Annotated in this window: 1 protein-coding gene and 1 pseudogene; both read right to left on the bottom strand. The window is 64.7% G+C overall.

Annotated features, from left to right (window positions below):
- Positions 1-13,719, bottom strand: a pseudogene (locus BB029_RS34285) (non-ribosomal peptide synthase/polyketide synthase); the annotation flags it as partial.
- Between the two features lie 3 nt (positions 13,720-13,722).
- The coding region (locus BB029_RS15480) for an amino acid adenylation domain-containing protein (protein ID WP_141696552.1) at positions 13,723-15,342 on the bottom strand (1,620 nt) is incomplete at its 5' end.

Genomic DNA, 15,342 nt, shown 5'->3' with positions numbered 1-15,342 from the left:
TCACGCAGGCGCGCTTCGATCTCCCCCAGTTCGATACGGAAACCACGGATCTTCACCTGGTGGTCGACACGCCCGAGGTAATCCACCACGCCATCCGGGCGGCCACGGGTCAGGTCGCCGCTGCGATATATGCGACTGCCCGGTTTGCCGAACGGGTCCGGCACGAAGCGTTCGGCGGTCAGCGCCGGGCGTTCCAGGTAACCACGCGCCACGCCCTCGCCGCCCAGGTACAGCTCACCGGCGACGCCGATGGGTTGCAGGTTGAGCTGAGCATCGAGTACATAGCCACTGCGGTTGCCCAGCAGCGTGCCGATTGGCGCGTAGACGGCGCCGCAGGGGTCGCCTTTGCGCGCCTTCCACAGCAACGGCGTGACCACGGTTTCGGTCGGGCCGTAGCCGTTGAACAGGTAGGTCGGTTTGAGCGCGCGCCAGGCCAGGTCGTAGCTGGCCTGGGCCACGGCATCACCACCGAAGCAGTAGACCCGCACTTTCGGTGGATTACCGTCGCGCTCGGCATGCTCAGCCAGTTGTTGCAGGTACACCGGCGGGAACACCGCCATGGTCACGTTGTGACGGTGCATCTGCGCGTAGGTGTACTCGGGCAGCCACAGGCTGTCATCACGGACCAGCACGCTGGCGCCGTTGATCAGCGGGTGCATCCAGCCTTCGTGGGAGCCGTCGAAGGCGAACGACATGAAGTGCAGTTCGCAATCGGCCGGCGATGTTTCATAACGCTCGCCGGTGGCGATGATGTGCGCCACCAACGGCCCGTGGGACACCGCTACGCCCTTGGGCAGGCCGGTGGAGCCGGAGGTGTAGATCACGTAGGCGAGGTTGTCGCCGTGCAGTTTTACCGCCGGCGCGGTGTCGCTGTAGTCGGCCCACGCCTCGGTGCGATCGATAGCCAGCGTCTGCATGCCGTCGGGAATCGGCAGTTGCTGCAAGGCACTGGAATGGGTCAGCAGCAGTTGCGCACGGCTGTCCTGCATCATGTACAGCAGGCGATCACGCGGGTATTCGATATCCAGCGGCACATACACACCGCCGGCTTTCATCACCGCCAGGAACGCCACCAGGCTCTCGGCACTGCGCGGCATGGCAATCGCCACCCGCACTTCGGGGCCGATGCCACCGGCTATCAGGGCATGGGCCAGGCGGTTGGCCTGGCGGTCCAGCTCGCCATAGCTCAGGGTTTGCGTATCGAATTTGACCGCCACCGCAGTGGGGTTTTCCCGCGCACGGTCGGCCACCAACTCATGCACCAGGCGCTCGGCGCTGAAGCCGGCGCCGGTCTGATTCCATAGTGCAAGGATGTGCCGTTGCTCATTCTGGTCCAGCAGGTTCAGTTGGCTGACGAGCTGCTGCTGATCGGCAACCATCGCCTGCAACAGGTTCTGCCAATGGCAGGCCATGCGCTCGATGGTAGAGGCCTCGAACAGATCGGTCGCATACCCCAGTGACGCCCAGAGCCCGCCCGAACCTTCCTGAACATCCAGGTCAAGGTCGAAGTGTGCGGTACGCCGGTCCCACGCCAAGCCTTCGATACGCAGGTGGGCCAGGGATTGTGGCTCATCCCCTGGACGCCCTTCGACCTGGTGATTGAACATCACCTGGAACAGCGGGTTGAGGCTCAGGCTGCGCTCGGGCTGCAACGCCTCGACCAGTTGCTCGAAAGGCAGGTCCTGATGGGCCTGGGCGTCCAGCGCGCGCTGTTTGACCTGGGCCAGCAACTGGGTAACGGTGGTCTGCCCATCGATATCGGCCTTGAGCACCTGGGTGTTGACGAAGAAGCCGATCAGCCGCTCGGTTTCGACGCGATTGCGGTTGGCGACCGGTACACCGACCCGAATATCCTGCTGGCCGCTGTAGCGGTACAACAACGTCTGGAACGAGGCCAGCAGCAACATGAACAGGGTCACGCCCTGTGCCTGGGCCAGGGCCTTGAGTTCGGCGGCCAGGGTGGCCGGCAGCGGCACGTCCAGGCGCGCGCCGCGATGACTCTGTTGCGCCGGACGCTGACGATCGAACGGCAGCTCGAGCACCGGCTGTTCACCGCCGAGCAGGTCACGCCAGTAATCCAGCTGACGGGCCTTTTCACCGGCCTCCATCCAGGCACGCTGCCACACGGCATAGTCCGCATACTGGATCGGCATCCCGGGCAGTTGCGGGGCCCGGCCTTGGCTGAACGCGGCATACAACTGCACCAGTTCGTCGACCATCACCTGCATCGACCAACCATCGGACACAATGTGGTGCTGCACCAGCACCAGCACATGATCGTCCTCGGCCAGGCGCAGCAAGGTCACACGCAGCAACGGACCTTGCTGCAAATCAAATGGACGGGCGATCTCGGCTTCGACCTGCACCTGCAGATCCGCCTCGTCGACCTTGCCCAGCCGGATCGGCACAGTGGCGTCGGGCCGAATCACTTGCCGCGCACCGTCCGCGTGCTCTTGCACACACGTGCGCAGGCTTTCATGACGGGCCACCAGGGCGTCAAAACTGCGTTGCAGGGCCGAGATATCCAAGGCCCCCTTGAGGCGCAAGGCGCTGGGGATATGGTAAGCGGCACTGGAGGGGTCCAGTTGCCAGAGAAACCACTGGCGTTCCTGGGCATAGGACAGCGGCAGCGGCTGTTCGCGACCGACCGCGAGCAACGCGGGTGCCTGCTCACCTTCGCGCGCCTCCAGCGCTTGCAGCGCTTGCAGGGCGGTGGCGAAACCTTCGAGACGCGGTTGCTCGAAGACCAGTTTCAGTGGCACTTCACGGCCCAATACCTGGCGCAGGCGCGAGACCACCTGCATGGCCAGCAGCGAGTGGCCGCCCATCTCGAAGAAGTGATCGGCCAGCCCTACCCGTTCAGCCCCGAGAATATCTGCCCAGACGGCGGCGACCTGTTGCTCCAGCTCCGTGACGGGCGCCACCCATACCTGTTGCGCTTGGCTGGCGTCGGGTTTGGGCAGCGCCTGGCGATCCAGCTTGCCGTTCGGGTTCAGGGGCATACGCTCAAGGAAGATCAGGTGCGCAGGCACCATGTAGTCCGGCAACTGTTCACGCAGAATCGACTTCAGCGCCTCGACGTCGTGGTGCTCGCACACCAGATACGCCACGAGCTGGTTTTCGGCCGCCAACACCAGGGCTTCGCGCACACCCTCCTGGGCCAGCAGCAGCGTTTCGATCTCGCCCAGTTCGATGCGGAAACCCCGGATCTTCACCTGATGGTCGACCCGGCCGACGTACTCGATCACACCATCAGCGCGGTAGCGCGCCAGGTCTCCGGTGCGGTACAGGCGCTCGCCGGTTTCACCGAAAGGGTCCGGTACAAAACGCTCGGCCGTCAGCACTGCACGGTTCAGATAGGCACGCGCCAAACCGCAGCGGCTGCCGATGTACAGCTCGCCCACAGCACCCAGCGGCGCCAGGTTCAAATCGCGATCCAGCACATACAGCGCTCGACCTGGCAGCGAACGGCCAATCGGGCTGGCGCTGGCGCCCATCAGCTCGGTGCCTGCCGTGCAGTCCAGAACGCTGGATACAACAGTGGCCTCCGTGGGGCCATAGGTATTGAGCAAACGCACATGACCGAGCCCGGCCTTGAGCCACTGCTGCGGACCGTCCAGCGGCATGGCTTCACCGCCGATATGGACCTGGCGAAGTGCGCCGTAGGCGCGTGGGCCGGCGGCCAGGCAGTCCAGCAGGAACAGGTGCCAATAGGCGGTCGGCAAGTCGGCCAGGGTGATGCCCTGGGTAATGATCTCGTCGTAGAGCCGCGCGCTGTCCCACAGCTCCGGGCCGCGCAGGACAACGGTGGCGCCATGGGTCAGCGCCGGGTACAACTGCTCGACAAACCCATCGAAATTCAGGGTAGCGAATTGAAGCACGCGATCGTCGGCGGTCAACCGCGAGTAACCGGCGGCAATACTGGAGAATTCGGTCAGCGCCCCATGGTTGATCGCCACGCCCTTGGGCTTGCCGGTGGAACCGGAGGTGTAGATCACGTAGGCCAGGTTTTGCGCGGCAACGGACACCCGCGGATCGCTCTCAGGGCACAGCGCCAGGCGTGCATCCGCCAGGTCGACCGTCGCCATGCCCTCGGGCAATGGCATCGCCACATGGGCGTGGGTGAGCACCAGGCGCACGCCGCTGTCTTCGAGCATATGCAACAGGCGTTCGCGCGGGTATTGCGGGTCCAGCGGCACGTAGGCGCCACCGGCCTTGAGCACCGCCAACAGGCTGACCACCATGTCGAACGAACGCTCGACCGCCACCCCCACCAGCACTTCCGGGCCAACCCCCTGGCCGATGAGGTGATGGGCCAGGCGGTTGGCTTGGCGGTTCAGCTCGGCATAGCTGATGGACCGGTCATCCAGGCACAGGGCAACCGCGTCAGGCCGCTGCCGGGCCTGGGCCTGGAACAAGCCGTGCACACCCGCGACGTCTTCAAACGCCGCCGTGCTGCGGTTCCAGTCTTGCAGCAGGCTGCGTTGTTCACCGTCAACCAGCATCCCGAGCTGGGCAATACGAGTGCCGGCGCGCCCCACCACCGCCCGCAACACCCGTTGCCAGTGCTCGGCCATGCGTTGCACGGTCGCCGCTTCGAACAGGTCGGTGGCATAGGTCAGCGAGGCCCAGATGCCGTCAGGCGATTCCTGGGTATCCAGGCTCAGGTCGAACTGCGCACTCTGGCTGCCCCACTCCAGGGCCTCTACGTCCAGGCCCGGCAACTGCTGCTCGCCGCGCGGCCCGCGGCCTTCGGTCTGGTGGTTGAACATCACCTGGAACAACGGGTTATGGCTCAGGCTACGCTCGGGCTGCAACGCCTCGACCAGCTGTTCGAAGGGCAGGTCCTGATGACTCTGGGCCTCCAATGCACGCTGCTTGACCTGGGCCAGCAACGCACTGAATGTCATGTGCCCATCGACGTCGGCCTTGAGCACCTGGGTATTGACGAAAAAACCAATCAAACCTTCGGTTTCCGCCCGATTGCGGTTGGCAATCGGCACGCCGACGCGGATATCCGACTGCCCGCTGTAGCGATACAACAAGGTCTGGAAGGAGGCCAGCAACAGCATGAACAGTGTCACGCCTTCGCGCTGGGCCAACGCCTTGAGACCGGTGACCAGCGCCGCATCCAGGCTCATGTCGAGCCGTGCACCGCGATAGCTCTGTACCGCCGGTCGCGGGTAATCCAGCGGCAACTCCAGCACCGGCTGCTCACCGCCCAACTGCTCGCGCCAATAGCCCAGCTGACGTTCTTTCTCGCCGGCTTCCATCCAGCTGCGTTGCCACAAGGCGTAGTCCGGGTATTGAATCGACAGGTCCGGCAGGCGCACAGCATGGCCCTGGCTGTACGCGACGTAAAACTGCACCCACTCGTCGACCATGACCTGCATCGACCAGCCATCGGAGACGATGTGATGCAGCACCAGCACCAATACGTGCTCATCGGCTGCCAATTGCAGCAACTTGACCCGCAGCAACGGACCTTGTTGCAGATCGAAGGGCTTGGCGACTTCGGCCTGCACCAGCGCCTCAAGCTGCGCCGCGTCAGCCTTTTCAAAGGCGATTTCCAGCGCCAACTCGGGGCTGACCACCTGTAGCAACTGGTCGGCATCCTGCTGCAAGTGAGTACGCAGGCTTTCATGGCGGGCGATCAGGCTATCGAAGCTGCGCTGCAAGGCCGCCCGGTCCAGGCGGCCTTTCAAGCGCAAGGCGCGCGGCAGATGGTAGGCCGGGCTCTGCGGCTCCAACTGCCACAAAAACCACTGCCGCTCCTGGGCATAAGAGAGCCGAAGAGGCTCACCTTCCTGGCGCTTGAAAACCGGGGCAATCTCAAACAGGTTGATGCCTTGCTGCTTGAGCATTACCGCCAACGCTTTCTTTTGCTGCGCCGAAAGTGACCCTACCGACTCGATTAATGCTTGCACGCCACGCCCCTCAGGAAGTCAATTTATCCAAATCTTCTGCTGATAGACGTTTGAGAGCCTCCAAGGATTTAGCCAATGCGTCCTGCACCGGCGAATTATTTGTCTGCTGGCCTGCCACATAGGCGCTGAAATCGGCCAGGGTCGGGGTGGTGAAGATCGATTTGACGTCGAATTCGGCGTGCAGCTGCTCGCGCAGGCGCACCACCACCTGGGTAGCCAGCAGCGAGTGGCCGCCCAGTTCGAAGAAGTTGTCGTTCAACCCCACGCGCGGTACCGCCAGGACTTCGGCCCAGATCGCGGCGATCTGCTGTTCCAGCTCGCTCTGCGGCGCGACGTACGCCCGCGCGTGCAAGCTCGCGTCCGCCTTGGGCAAAGCCTTGCGATCCAGTTTGCCGTTGGGGCTCAGAGGCATCTGCTCCAGCAGCACCCATTGGGCGGGCACCATGTAGTCGGGCAACTGCTGGGCGAGATGGGCGCCGAGAACTTCGCGCCAGTCGTCCCCGGCGTTTTGCAGCACCAGGTAGCCCACCAGGTATTTACCGTCGACCGCCAGCACGGCGGTCTCGCGCACCCACGCGTGTTCCAGCAGGCGCGCTTCGATTTCTCCCAGCTCGATGCGCAGGCCGCGCAGCTTGACCTGATGATCGATACGCCCGGCGTATTCGATCACGCCGTCTGCCCGGTAGCGTGCCAGGTCGCCGGTGCGGTACAGGCGCTCGCCCTGAATGAACGGGTGGGCGACAAAACGTTCGGCGGTGAGTGCCGGGCGGCGGTGGTAACCCCGGGCCAGGCCGATGCCGCCGAGGTACAACTCGCCGAGCACGCCGACCGGTACGGGTTCAAAGTGGCTGTCGAGGATATAGCAGCCGAGGTTGGCGATCGGGCGGCCAATCGGCACCGCATCGCGACCTTCGTCCACGCAGGTCCAGTGGGTTACGTCGATGGCGGCTTCGGTCGGGCCGTACAGGTTGTAGAGCCCGGCCTGGGGCAGCTTGGCGAAGACCTGCTGCTGGGCATCCACCGGCAGGGCCTCGCCGCTGCACACGATGCGGTGCAGGGTATGGCAAGTCGCAACCGTCGACTCCTGCAAGAAGGCCTGCAACATCGACGGGACAAAGTGCAGCGTGGTGACCTGCTCGGCATTGATCAGGCGCACCAGTTTGCTCGGATCGCGATGATCCCCCGGCGCGGCGACCACCAGGCGCGAACCGGTCATCAGCGGCCAGAAGAACTCCCACACCGACACGTCGAAGCTGAACGGGGTCTTTTGCAGCACCGTGTCGCTGACGTCAAGGCCGTAGGCTTCCTGCATCCATTGCAGGCGGTTGGCCAGGGCTGAATGGCGGTTGCCGGCGCCTTTGGGTTGGCCGGTGGAGCCCGAGGTGTAGATCACGTAGGCGAGGTTCTCACCGTCCAGGGCGATGCCTGGGTTGGCGTCGCTGTAGCCCTCGAAGGCAGACTCGCCCAGCACCAGGGTTTCCAGGCCTTGGGGAATCGGCAGCTGCTCACGCAAATGCGCCTGGGTCAAAAGCAGTTTCACCCCGCTGTCGTCCAGCATGTAGGCCAGGCGTTCGCGCGGGTATTCCGGGTCCAGCGGCACATAGGCGCCACCGGCCTTGAGCACCGCGAGCAGGCCGACGACCATGTCGATGGAACGCTCCACCGCCAGGCCGACCAGCACGTCCGGTCCTACGCCGGCTTCGATCAGGCGATGGGCCAGGCGGTTGGCGCGGCAGTTCAGCTCGACGTAGCTCAAGCGCTGCTCGGCGAACACCAGTGCCGTGGCGTCCGGCGTGCGCGTCACCTGCTGTTCAATCAGCTGATGCACGCCGTGCTGCAACGGGTAGTCCCGCGCCGTGGCGTTCCAGTCCTGTACCACTTGCCGGCGTTCGGCCACATCGAGCATCGCCAGTTCGCCCAGGCGCTGCTGGCCGTCCTCGAGCATGGCTTGCAGCAGGTTGAGCAGATGGCGGCCGTAGGTTTGCACCGTGTCCGGGTCGAAGTGCGCACGCGCAAAGCTGAACTGCACCGACAGCGTGTCACCGACGTCCACCAGCACCGTCAGCGGGAAGTTGGTCTGCTCGCGGGACTCCGGCAGGCCAAAACGAATACCGCTGCCGCCACTCTGTTCCAGGGCCTTGGACACTGGGTAGTTTTCGAACACCAGGATGTTGTCGAACAAGGCTTCACCGCCCTGCCCGGCCCAGCGCTGGATATCGTACAGCCCGGTGTGTTCATGCTCGCGCAAGGCCAGGTTCTGCGCCTGCACCGCTTGCAACCAGTCGGCCACGGTTTGCTGGGCATCCACTGCGCAGATCACCGGCAAGGTATTGATGAACAGGCCAATCTGCTGCTCCACCCCCACGAGGTCTGCCGGGCGCCCGGCCACGGTGGCACCGAACGACACCACCGCCTGCCCGCTATGGCGCTGCAACAGGACCAGCCACGCCGCCTGGACCAGGGTGTTGAGCGTGACCTTATGGCTGCGGGCGAAGGCCTCGAGGCGCCCTGTCAGCGGGCGATCCAGGCTCAGCGCGTGCTCGCCGTGCCCGTCCGCCGCCATGGGCTGGCTGCGGCCCAGGCGAGTCGGCGCTTGCAGTGCACTCAACTGCTCGCGCCAGAAGGTTTCGGTCGCACCGGCATCACGCTGCTGCAACCAACCGATGTAATCGCGATAGCGTCCGGCCGCGTCGGGCACCGCCACACCGGCGTAACGTTGCAGCACTTCACCGAACAGGCGCGAATTGCTCCAACCGTCCATCAGGATGTGATGGCTTGTGTAGATCAGCTCATGGCGTTGCTCGTCGGTGCGCACCAGCACCAGACGGACCAGGGGCGCCTTGGCCAGGTCAAAGCCCTGGCGACGCTGGGCTTGCTGCAGGTCTTGCAACGCCAGCTCCGGCTCCGGCATGGCGCGCCAGTCGAGCAGTTCGATGGGCAGCCGGGCCTCGCGGTACACCACCTGGCATGGCCACTCCAGCTGGCCCTCCCAGAAAAACCCGCTGCGCAGCACGTCATGGGCCTGCACCGTGGCATCCCAGGCCTGCTGGAAGCGCGCCACATCCAGGCCCTCGGCCGTCACGCGGATCTGGTTGATGTAGTCGCCGGCAGCCTGTTCGTACAGGGTGTGGAACAGCATGCCTTGCTGCATGGGCGACAAGGTGTAGATGTCGTCAATCCCATCGGCGGCCAGCGGCAAGGACTCAAGCTGCTGCTGGTTCAGGCGCGACAACGGGAAGTCGGAAGCCGTCACGCCGTGATTGCCGGGGGTGCAGCAATGTTCCACCAATGCCGTCAGCTCACGGCTGAAGGCCTGGCTCAAGGCGTCGATCTGCGCGGCCTCGAACATCAGCGGGCTGAAGGTCCAGCCCATGTGCAGTTCACCGCCGAATACCTGGCCGTTGAGGGTCAGCCAGTTACCCAGCGGCGCCTCCGGGCTCTGCTCGGCTCCGGCGCTTTCCGCTGCGAGTACAAACAAACCCTCCGGCTGGTCAAAGCTGGCGTCGATCTGGCCCAGGTAATTGAAGGTGATGCGCGGCACCGGCAATGCCCTGAATGCCTGGCGCGTGGCCTCGTCGCCGAGATAGCGCAGCGCGCCGAAGCCCAGGCCCTTGTCCGGCACGGCGCGCAGTTGCTCCTTGATCTGCTTGATCGAGGCGCCAAGGGATTCGGCCGGGGTCAGGCGCACCGGGAACAGGCTGGTGAACCAGCCCAGGGTGCGGGTCAGGTCGATATCCTCGAACAGGTCTTCGCGGCCATGGCCTTCCAGTTGGATCAGGCTGGAAGCCTGCCCGGTCCACTGGCAGATGACACGCGCCAGGGCGGTCAGCAGCAGATCGTTGATCTGGGTGCGATAGGCCGCAGGCGCCTGTTGCAGTAATTGCCGGGTGTGCTCGGCGTCCAGTCGGCTGACCACTGTCTGCGCCAGGCGGCCAGGACGCGCCCCATGGGGATCACGGCAGGGCAGATCGGTAGGCACGTCCTGGAGCTGTTGCAGCCAGAAGTCTTTTTGCGGCTGTACCGCTTCGCTGCGGGCATGGGCCTGCAAACGCTCGGCCCAGGCCTTGAACGACGAGGTCTTGGCCGGTAACGGCTGTTGGCGGTAGAGGCTTTGCAGGTCCTCGAGGAACACCCGCCAGGACACGCCGTCCACCACCAGGTGGTGCATGACCAGCAACAGGCGTTGGGAACCATCGGCCAGTTCGGCAAGCACCGCACGCAACAAGGGCCCCTGTTGCAGGTCGAGGCTGCGCTGGGCTTTTTCGCACAGCGCGGCCAGCTCGTCGGCATGCGCCACCGTGGCCTGCCACAGCACCTCAGGGCTGGCGGCTGCATGCTCGGCCCGCCACCCTTCGGCGGCCTGGCTGAAGCTCAGGCGCAGCACATCGTGGTGGTGGACGATGGCGTGCAAGGCCGCTTGCAGCCGATCTGCCCGCACCGGCTCGCGTGGCCTCAGCAGCAAGGACTGGTTCCAGTGGTGGCGGTCCGGCAGGTCCATCTCGAAGAACAACTGCTGGAACGGCAGCAACGGCGTCTCGCCCTGCACCGGGCCCTGGTCAAACACCTGGGCAACCTGCAACTGCGCCACCCGCGCCAGGCTGCGCACGGTCTGGTGCTGGAACAACGCCTTGGCGGTGAAATGGATACCGGCGGCGCGGGCGCGGCTGACCACCTGGATCGAGATGATCGAGTCACCGCCGCGCTCGAAGAAGTTGTCGTTCAAGCCTACCTGATCGACGCCCAGCACTTCGGCCCAGATCGCCGCGATCTGCTGTTCCAGGGCACTTTGCGGGGCTTCGTAGTGGTGGGTGGCTTCGGGTTTGGGCAGCGCCTTGCGGTCGAGTTTGCCATTGGGGCTCAGGGGCATTTGCTCCAGCAGCACCCACTGTGCCGGGACCATGTAGTCCGGCAGGTGCTGGGCCAGGTGGGCGCCGAGAACTTCGCGCCAATCATCGCCAGCGTCATGCAGCACCAGGTAGCCCACCAGGTATTTGCCGTCGACCGCCAGCACGGCAGTCTCGCGGACCCACGCGTGTTCCAGCAGGCGCGCTTCTATTTCTCCCAGCTCGATGCGCAGGCCGCGCAGCTTGACCTGATGGTCGATACGCCCGGCGTATTCGATCACGCCGTCTGTGCGATAGCGTGCCAGGTCGCCGGTGCGGTACAGGCGCTCGCCCTGGATGAACGGGTGGGCGACAAAACGTTCGGCGGTGAGTGCCGGACGGCGGTGGTAACCCCGGGCCAGGCCGATGCCGCCGAGGTACAACTCGCCGAGCACACCCACCGGTACGGGTTCGAAGTGGCTGTCGAGGATATAGCAGCCGAGGTTGGCGATCGGGCGGCCAATTGGCACCGCATCGCGGCCTTCGTCCACGCAGGTCCAGTGGGTCACGTCGATGGCGGCTTCGGTCGGGCCGTACAGGTTGTAGAGCCCGGCCTGGGGCAGCTTGGCGAAGACCTGCTGCTGGGCATCTACCGGCAACGCTTCACCGCTGCACACGATGCGCTGCAGGCTTTGGCAGGTCGACACCGCCGGATCCTGCAGGAAGGCCTGCAGCATCGACGGCACGAAGTGCAGCGTGGTGACCTGCTGTTGATTGATCAGGTTGATCAGCCTGGCCGGATCACGGTGATCACCGGGCGCTGCAACCACCAGGCGCGAGCCGGTCATCAGCGGCCAGAAGAACTCCCACACCGACACGTCGAAGCTGAACGGGGTCTTCTGCAGCACCGTGTCGCTCGCGTCGAGGCAGTAGGCTTCCTGCATCCAGTGCAGGCGGTTCAGCAATGCCGAATGACGGTTGCCTGCCCCTTTGGGCTGGCCGGTGGAGCCCGAGGTGTAGATCACGTAGGCGAGGTTTTCGCCGTCCAGGGCGATGCCTGGGTTGGCGTCGCTGTAGCCCTCGAAGGCAGACTCGCCCAGCACCAGGGTTTCCAGGCCTTGGGGGATCGGCAACTGTTCACGCAAGTGCGCCTGGGTCAGCAGCAGTTTCACCCCGCTGTCGTCCAGCATGTAGGCCAGGCGTTCGCGCGGGTATTCCGGGTCCAGCGGCACATAGGCGCCACCGGCCTTGAGCACCGCAAGCAAGCCGACCACCATCTCGATGGAACGCTCTACCGCCAGGCCCACCAATACGTCCGGCCCGACGCCGGCCTCGATCAGGCGATGGGCCAGGCGGTTGGCGCGGCGGTTCAGCTCGGCATAACTGAGCGACATATCATTGAAGCGCAACGCCGGCGCATCCGGCTGCGCCTGCACCTGGGCCTCGATCAACTGATGCACCCACTGCCCTTGGGGGTAGTCGCGCGCTGTGGCGTTCCATTGAGCGAGTATTTGCTCGCGCTCAGCGGCGTTGAGTGTCGCCAGGTCGTGCAAGGGCAATGCAGGGTTCGCCACGGCTGCCCGCAACAGGCTCAGCCAATGTTCGGCCATGCGCGCGACGGTGGCGGCGCCGAACAGGTCGGTGGCGTAGGTCAGGGACGCCCAGATCGCGTCGCCGCTTTCCTGGGTGTCCAGGCTCAGGTCGAACTGGGCGCTGTGGCTGTCCCATTCCAGGTTGGCCACGCGCAGGCCCGGCAACTGCTGCGCGGCGGCTGGGGAATTGGCCTGGTGGTTGAACATCACCTGGAACAGCGGGTTATGGCTCAGGCTGCGCTCCGGCTGCAGGGCTTCCACCAACTGCTCGAACGGCAAATCCTGATGGGCCTGGGCCTCCAGCGCACGGCGCTTGGTCTGCTGCAGCAGTTGGGCGAAGCTCATGTGGCCATCGAGGTCGGCCTTGAGCACTTGGGTATTAACGAAGAAGCCGATCAGCGATTCGGTCTCGACGCGGTTGCGGTTGGCAATCGGCACGCCGATGCGGATGTCCTGCTGGCCGCTGTAGCGGTACAGAAACGCCTGGAACGTGGCCAGCAACAGCATGAACATCGTCACGCCTTCGCCCTGGGCCAGGGCTTTCAACCCTGCCACCAGTGCCGGTTCCAGCGCGATGTCCAGACGCGCACCACGAAAGCTCTGTTGCGCCGGGCGGGGCTGATCGAACGGCAATTCCAGCACTGGCTGCGTGCCGCTGAGCAATTCGCGCCAATACGCCAGTTGACGGGCCTTCTCCCCCGCTTCCATCCAGCTGCGTTGCCACAGCGCATAGTCGGCGTACTGGATCGGCAGCGGCACCAATGCACAGTCCTGGCCCTGGCTGTAGGCAGCATAGAGTTGCATCAACTCCTGCACCATCACACCCATCGACCAGCCATCGGAGACGATATGGTGCTGCACCAGCACCAGTACGTGCTCCTCTTCGCTCACTGCGAGCAAACTGACCCGCAGCAACGGGCCTTGCTGCAAGTCGAAGGGACGGGCGATTTCGGCTTCGACACAGGCCTTGAGCTGCGCTTCGTCGACTGCGCTTTCGGCGATCTCGACCACCCCGTGGGCCAGCACCTCCTGAGTACGTGCCTCGGCGTCCAGGTGCAGGCGTGTGCGCAGGCTTTCATGGCGCGCCACCAAGGTGTCGAAACTGCGCTGCAGGGCGGCCTTGTCCAGCTGGCCGCTCAGACGCAGGGCGCCGGGGACGTGATACGCGTCACTGTCCGGGTCCAACTGCCAGAGAAACCACTGCCGTTCCTGGGCGTAGGACAACGGCAGTTTCCGGCCGTCCTCGCGGATCGAGGCAATCGGCAACTGGGCGAAGCTCATGCCCCGGCTTTGCAGGCGCTGGTAAAACTGCTGGCGCTGTTCCAGAGGCAGGCGAAGAAAGCGCGAAACCAGATCGATATTAGGGTTGGAAAGCATGGGTCAAATCGCCTCTAGTTCGCTCAAAAAGTCACGAAGATCATCAAAGTCTTCCGCGCTGCCGGCGCGGAAGGTGGCAGCCGCCTGCACATAGGCGCGCAGCGTTTCAGTCTGGAACACTTCCACCAGCGGCACTTCCAGGCCCAGCTCGGCCTGGACCCTGGAGGTGATCTGGATGGCCAGCAGGGAGTGGCCGCCCACTTCAAAGAAGTTGTCGTTCAAGCCGACCTGCGGCAGGCGCAGCACGTCGGCCCAGATCGTGGCGATCTGCTGTTCCAGCTCGGTCTCGGGCGCCACATAGGCCTGTTGCATAAGGCTCGCATCCGGCTGCGGCAGGCCCTTGCGGTCGAGCTTGCCGTTGGGGGTCAACGGCATTTGCGCCAGGAAGATGAAATGCGCCGGGACCATGTAGTCCGGCAAGCGGGCCTTGAGTGCGCGACGCAACGCGTCACGGAACTCGGCTTCGTTGGACGGGGCGGACACCGGAACCACATAGGCCACCAGCTGTTTTCCGGTCGGGCCGTCCTGGGCCACGACCACCGTTTCACCGACGCTGTCCTGTTCACGCAGGCGCGCTTCGATCTCCCCCAGTTCGATACGGAAACCACGGATCTTCACCTGGTGGTCGACACGCCCGAGGTAATCCACCACGCCATCCGGGCGGCCACGGGTCAGGTCGCCGCTGCGATATATGCGACTGCCCGGTTTGCCGAACGGGTCCGGCACGAAGCGTTCGGCGGTCAGCGCCGGGCGTTCCAGGTAACCACGCGCCACGCCCTCGCCGCCCAGGTACAGCTCACCGGCGACGCCGATGGGTTGCAGGTTGAGCTGAGCATCGAGTACATAGCCACTGCGGTTGCCCAGCAGCGTGCCGATTGGCGCGTAGACGGCGCCGCAGGGGTCGCCTTTGCGCGCCTTCCACAGCAACGGCGTGACCACGGTTTCGGTCGGGCCGTAGCCGTTGAACAGGTAGGTCGGTTTGAGCGCGCGCCAGGCCAGGTCGTAGCTGGCCTGGGCCACGGCATCACCACCGAAGCAGTAGACCCGCACTTTCGGTGGATTACCGTCGCGCTCGGCATGCTCAGCCAGTTGTTGCAGGTACACCGGCGGGAACACCGCCATGGTCACGTTGTGACGGTGCATCTGCGCGTAGGTGTACTCGGGCAGCCACAGGCTGTCATCACGGACCAGCACGCTGGCGCCGTTGATCAGCGGGTGCATCCAGCCTTCGTGGGAGCCGTCGAAGGCGAACGACATGAAGTGCAGTTCGCAATCGGCCGGCGATGTTTCATAACGCTCGCCGGTGGCGATGATGTGCGCCACCAACGGCCCGTGGGACACCGCTACGCCCTTGGGCAGGCCGGTGGAGCCGGAGGTGTAGATCACGTAGGCGAGGTTGTCGCCGTGCAGTTTTACCGCCGGCGCGGTGTCGCTGTAGTCGGCCCACGCCTCGGTGCGATCGATAGCCAGCGTCTGCATGCCGTCGGGAATCGGCAGTTGCTGCAAGGCACTGGAATGGGTCAGCAGCAGTTGCGCACGGCTGTCCTGCATCATGTACAGCAGGCGATCACGCGGGTATTCGATATCCAGCGGCACATACACACCGCCGGCTTTCATCACCGC

The sequence above is a fragment of the Pseudomonas sp. S3E12 genome, from assembly GCF_001702295.1.
In the GTDB taxonomy this organism is placed as follows: Bacteria; Pseudomonadota; Gammaproteobacteria; order Pseudomonadales; family Pseudomonadaceae; genus Aquipseudomonas; species Aquipseudomonas marginalis.
Note: the sequence above shows the minus strand (reverse complement) of the source record. Positions and strands in the feature narration are given on the sequence as shown.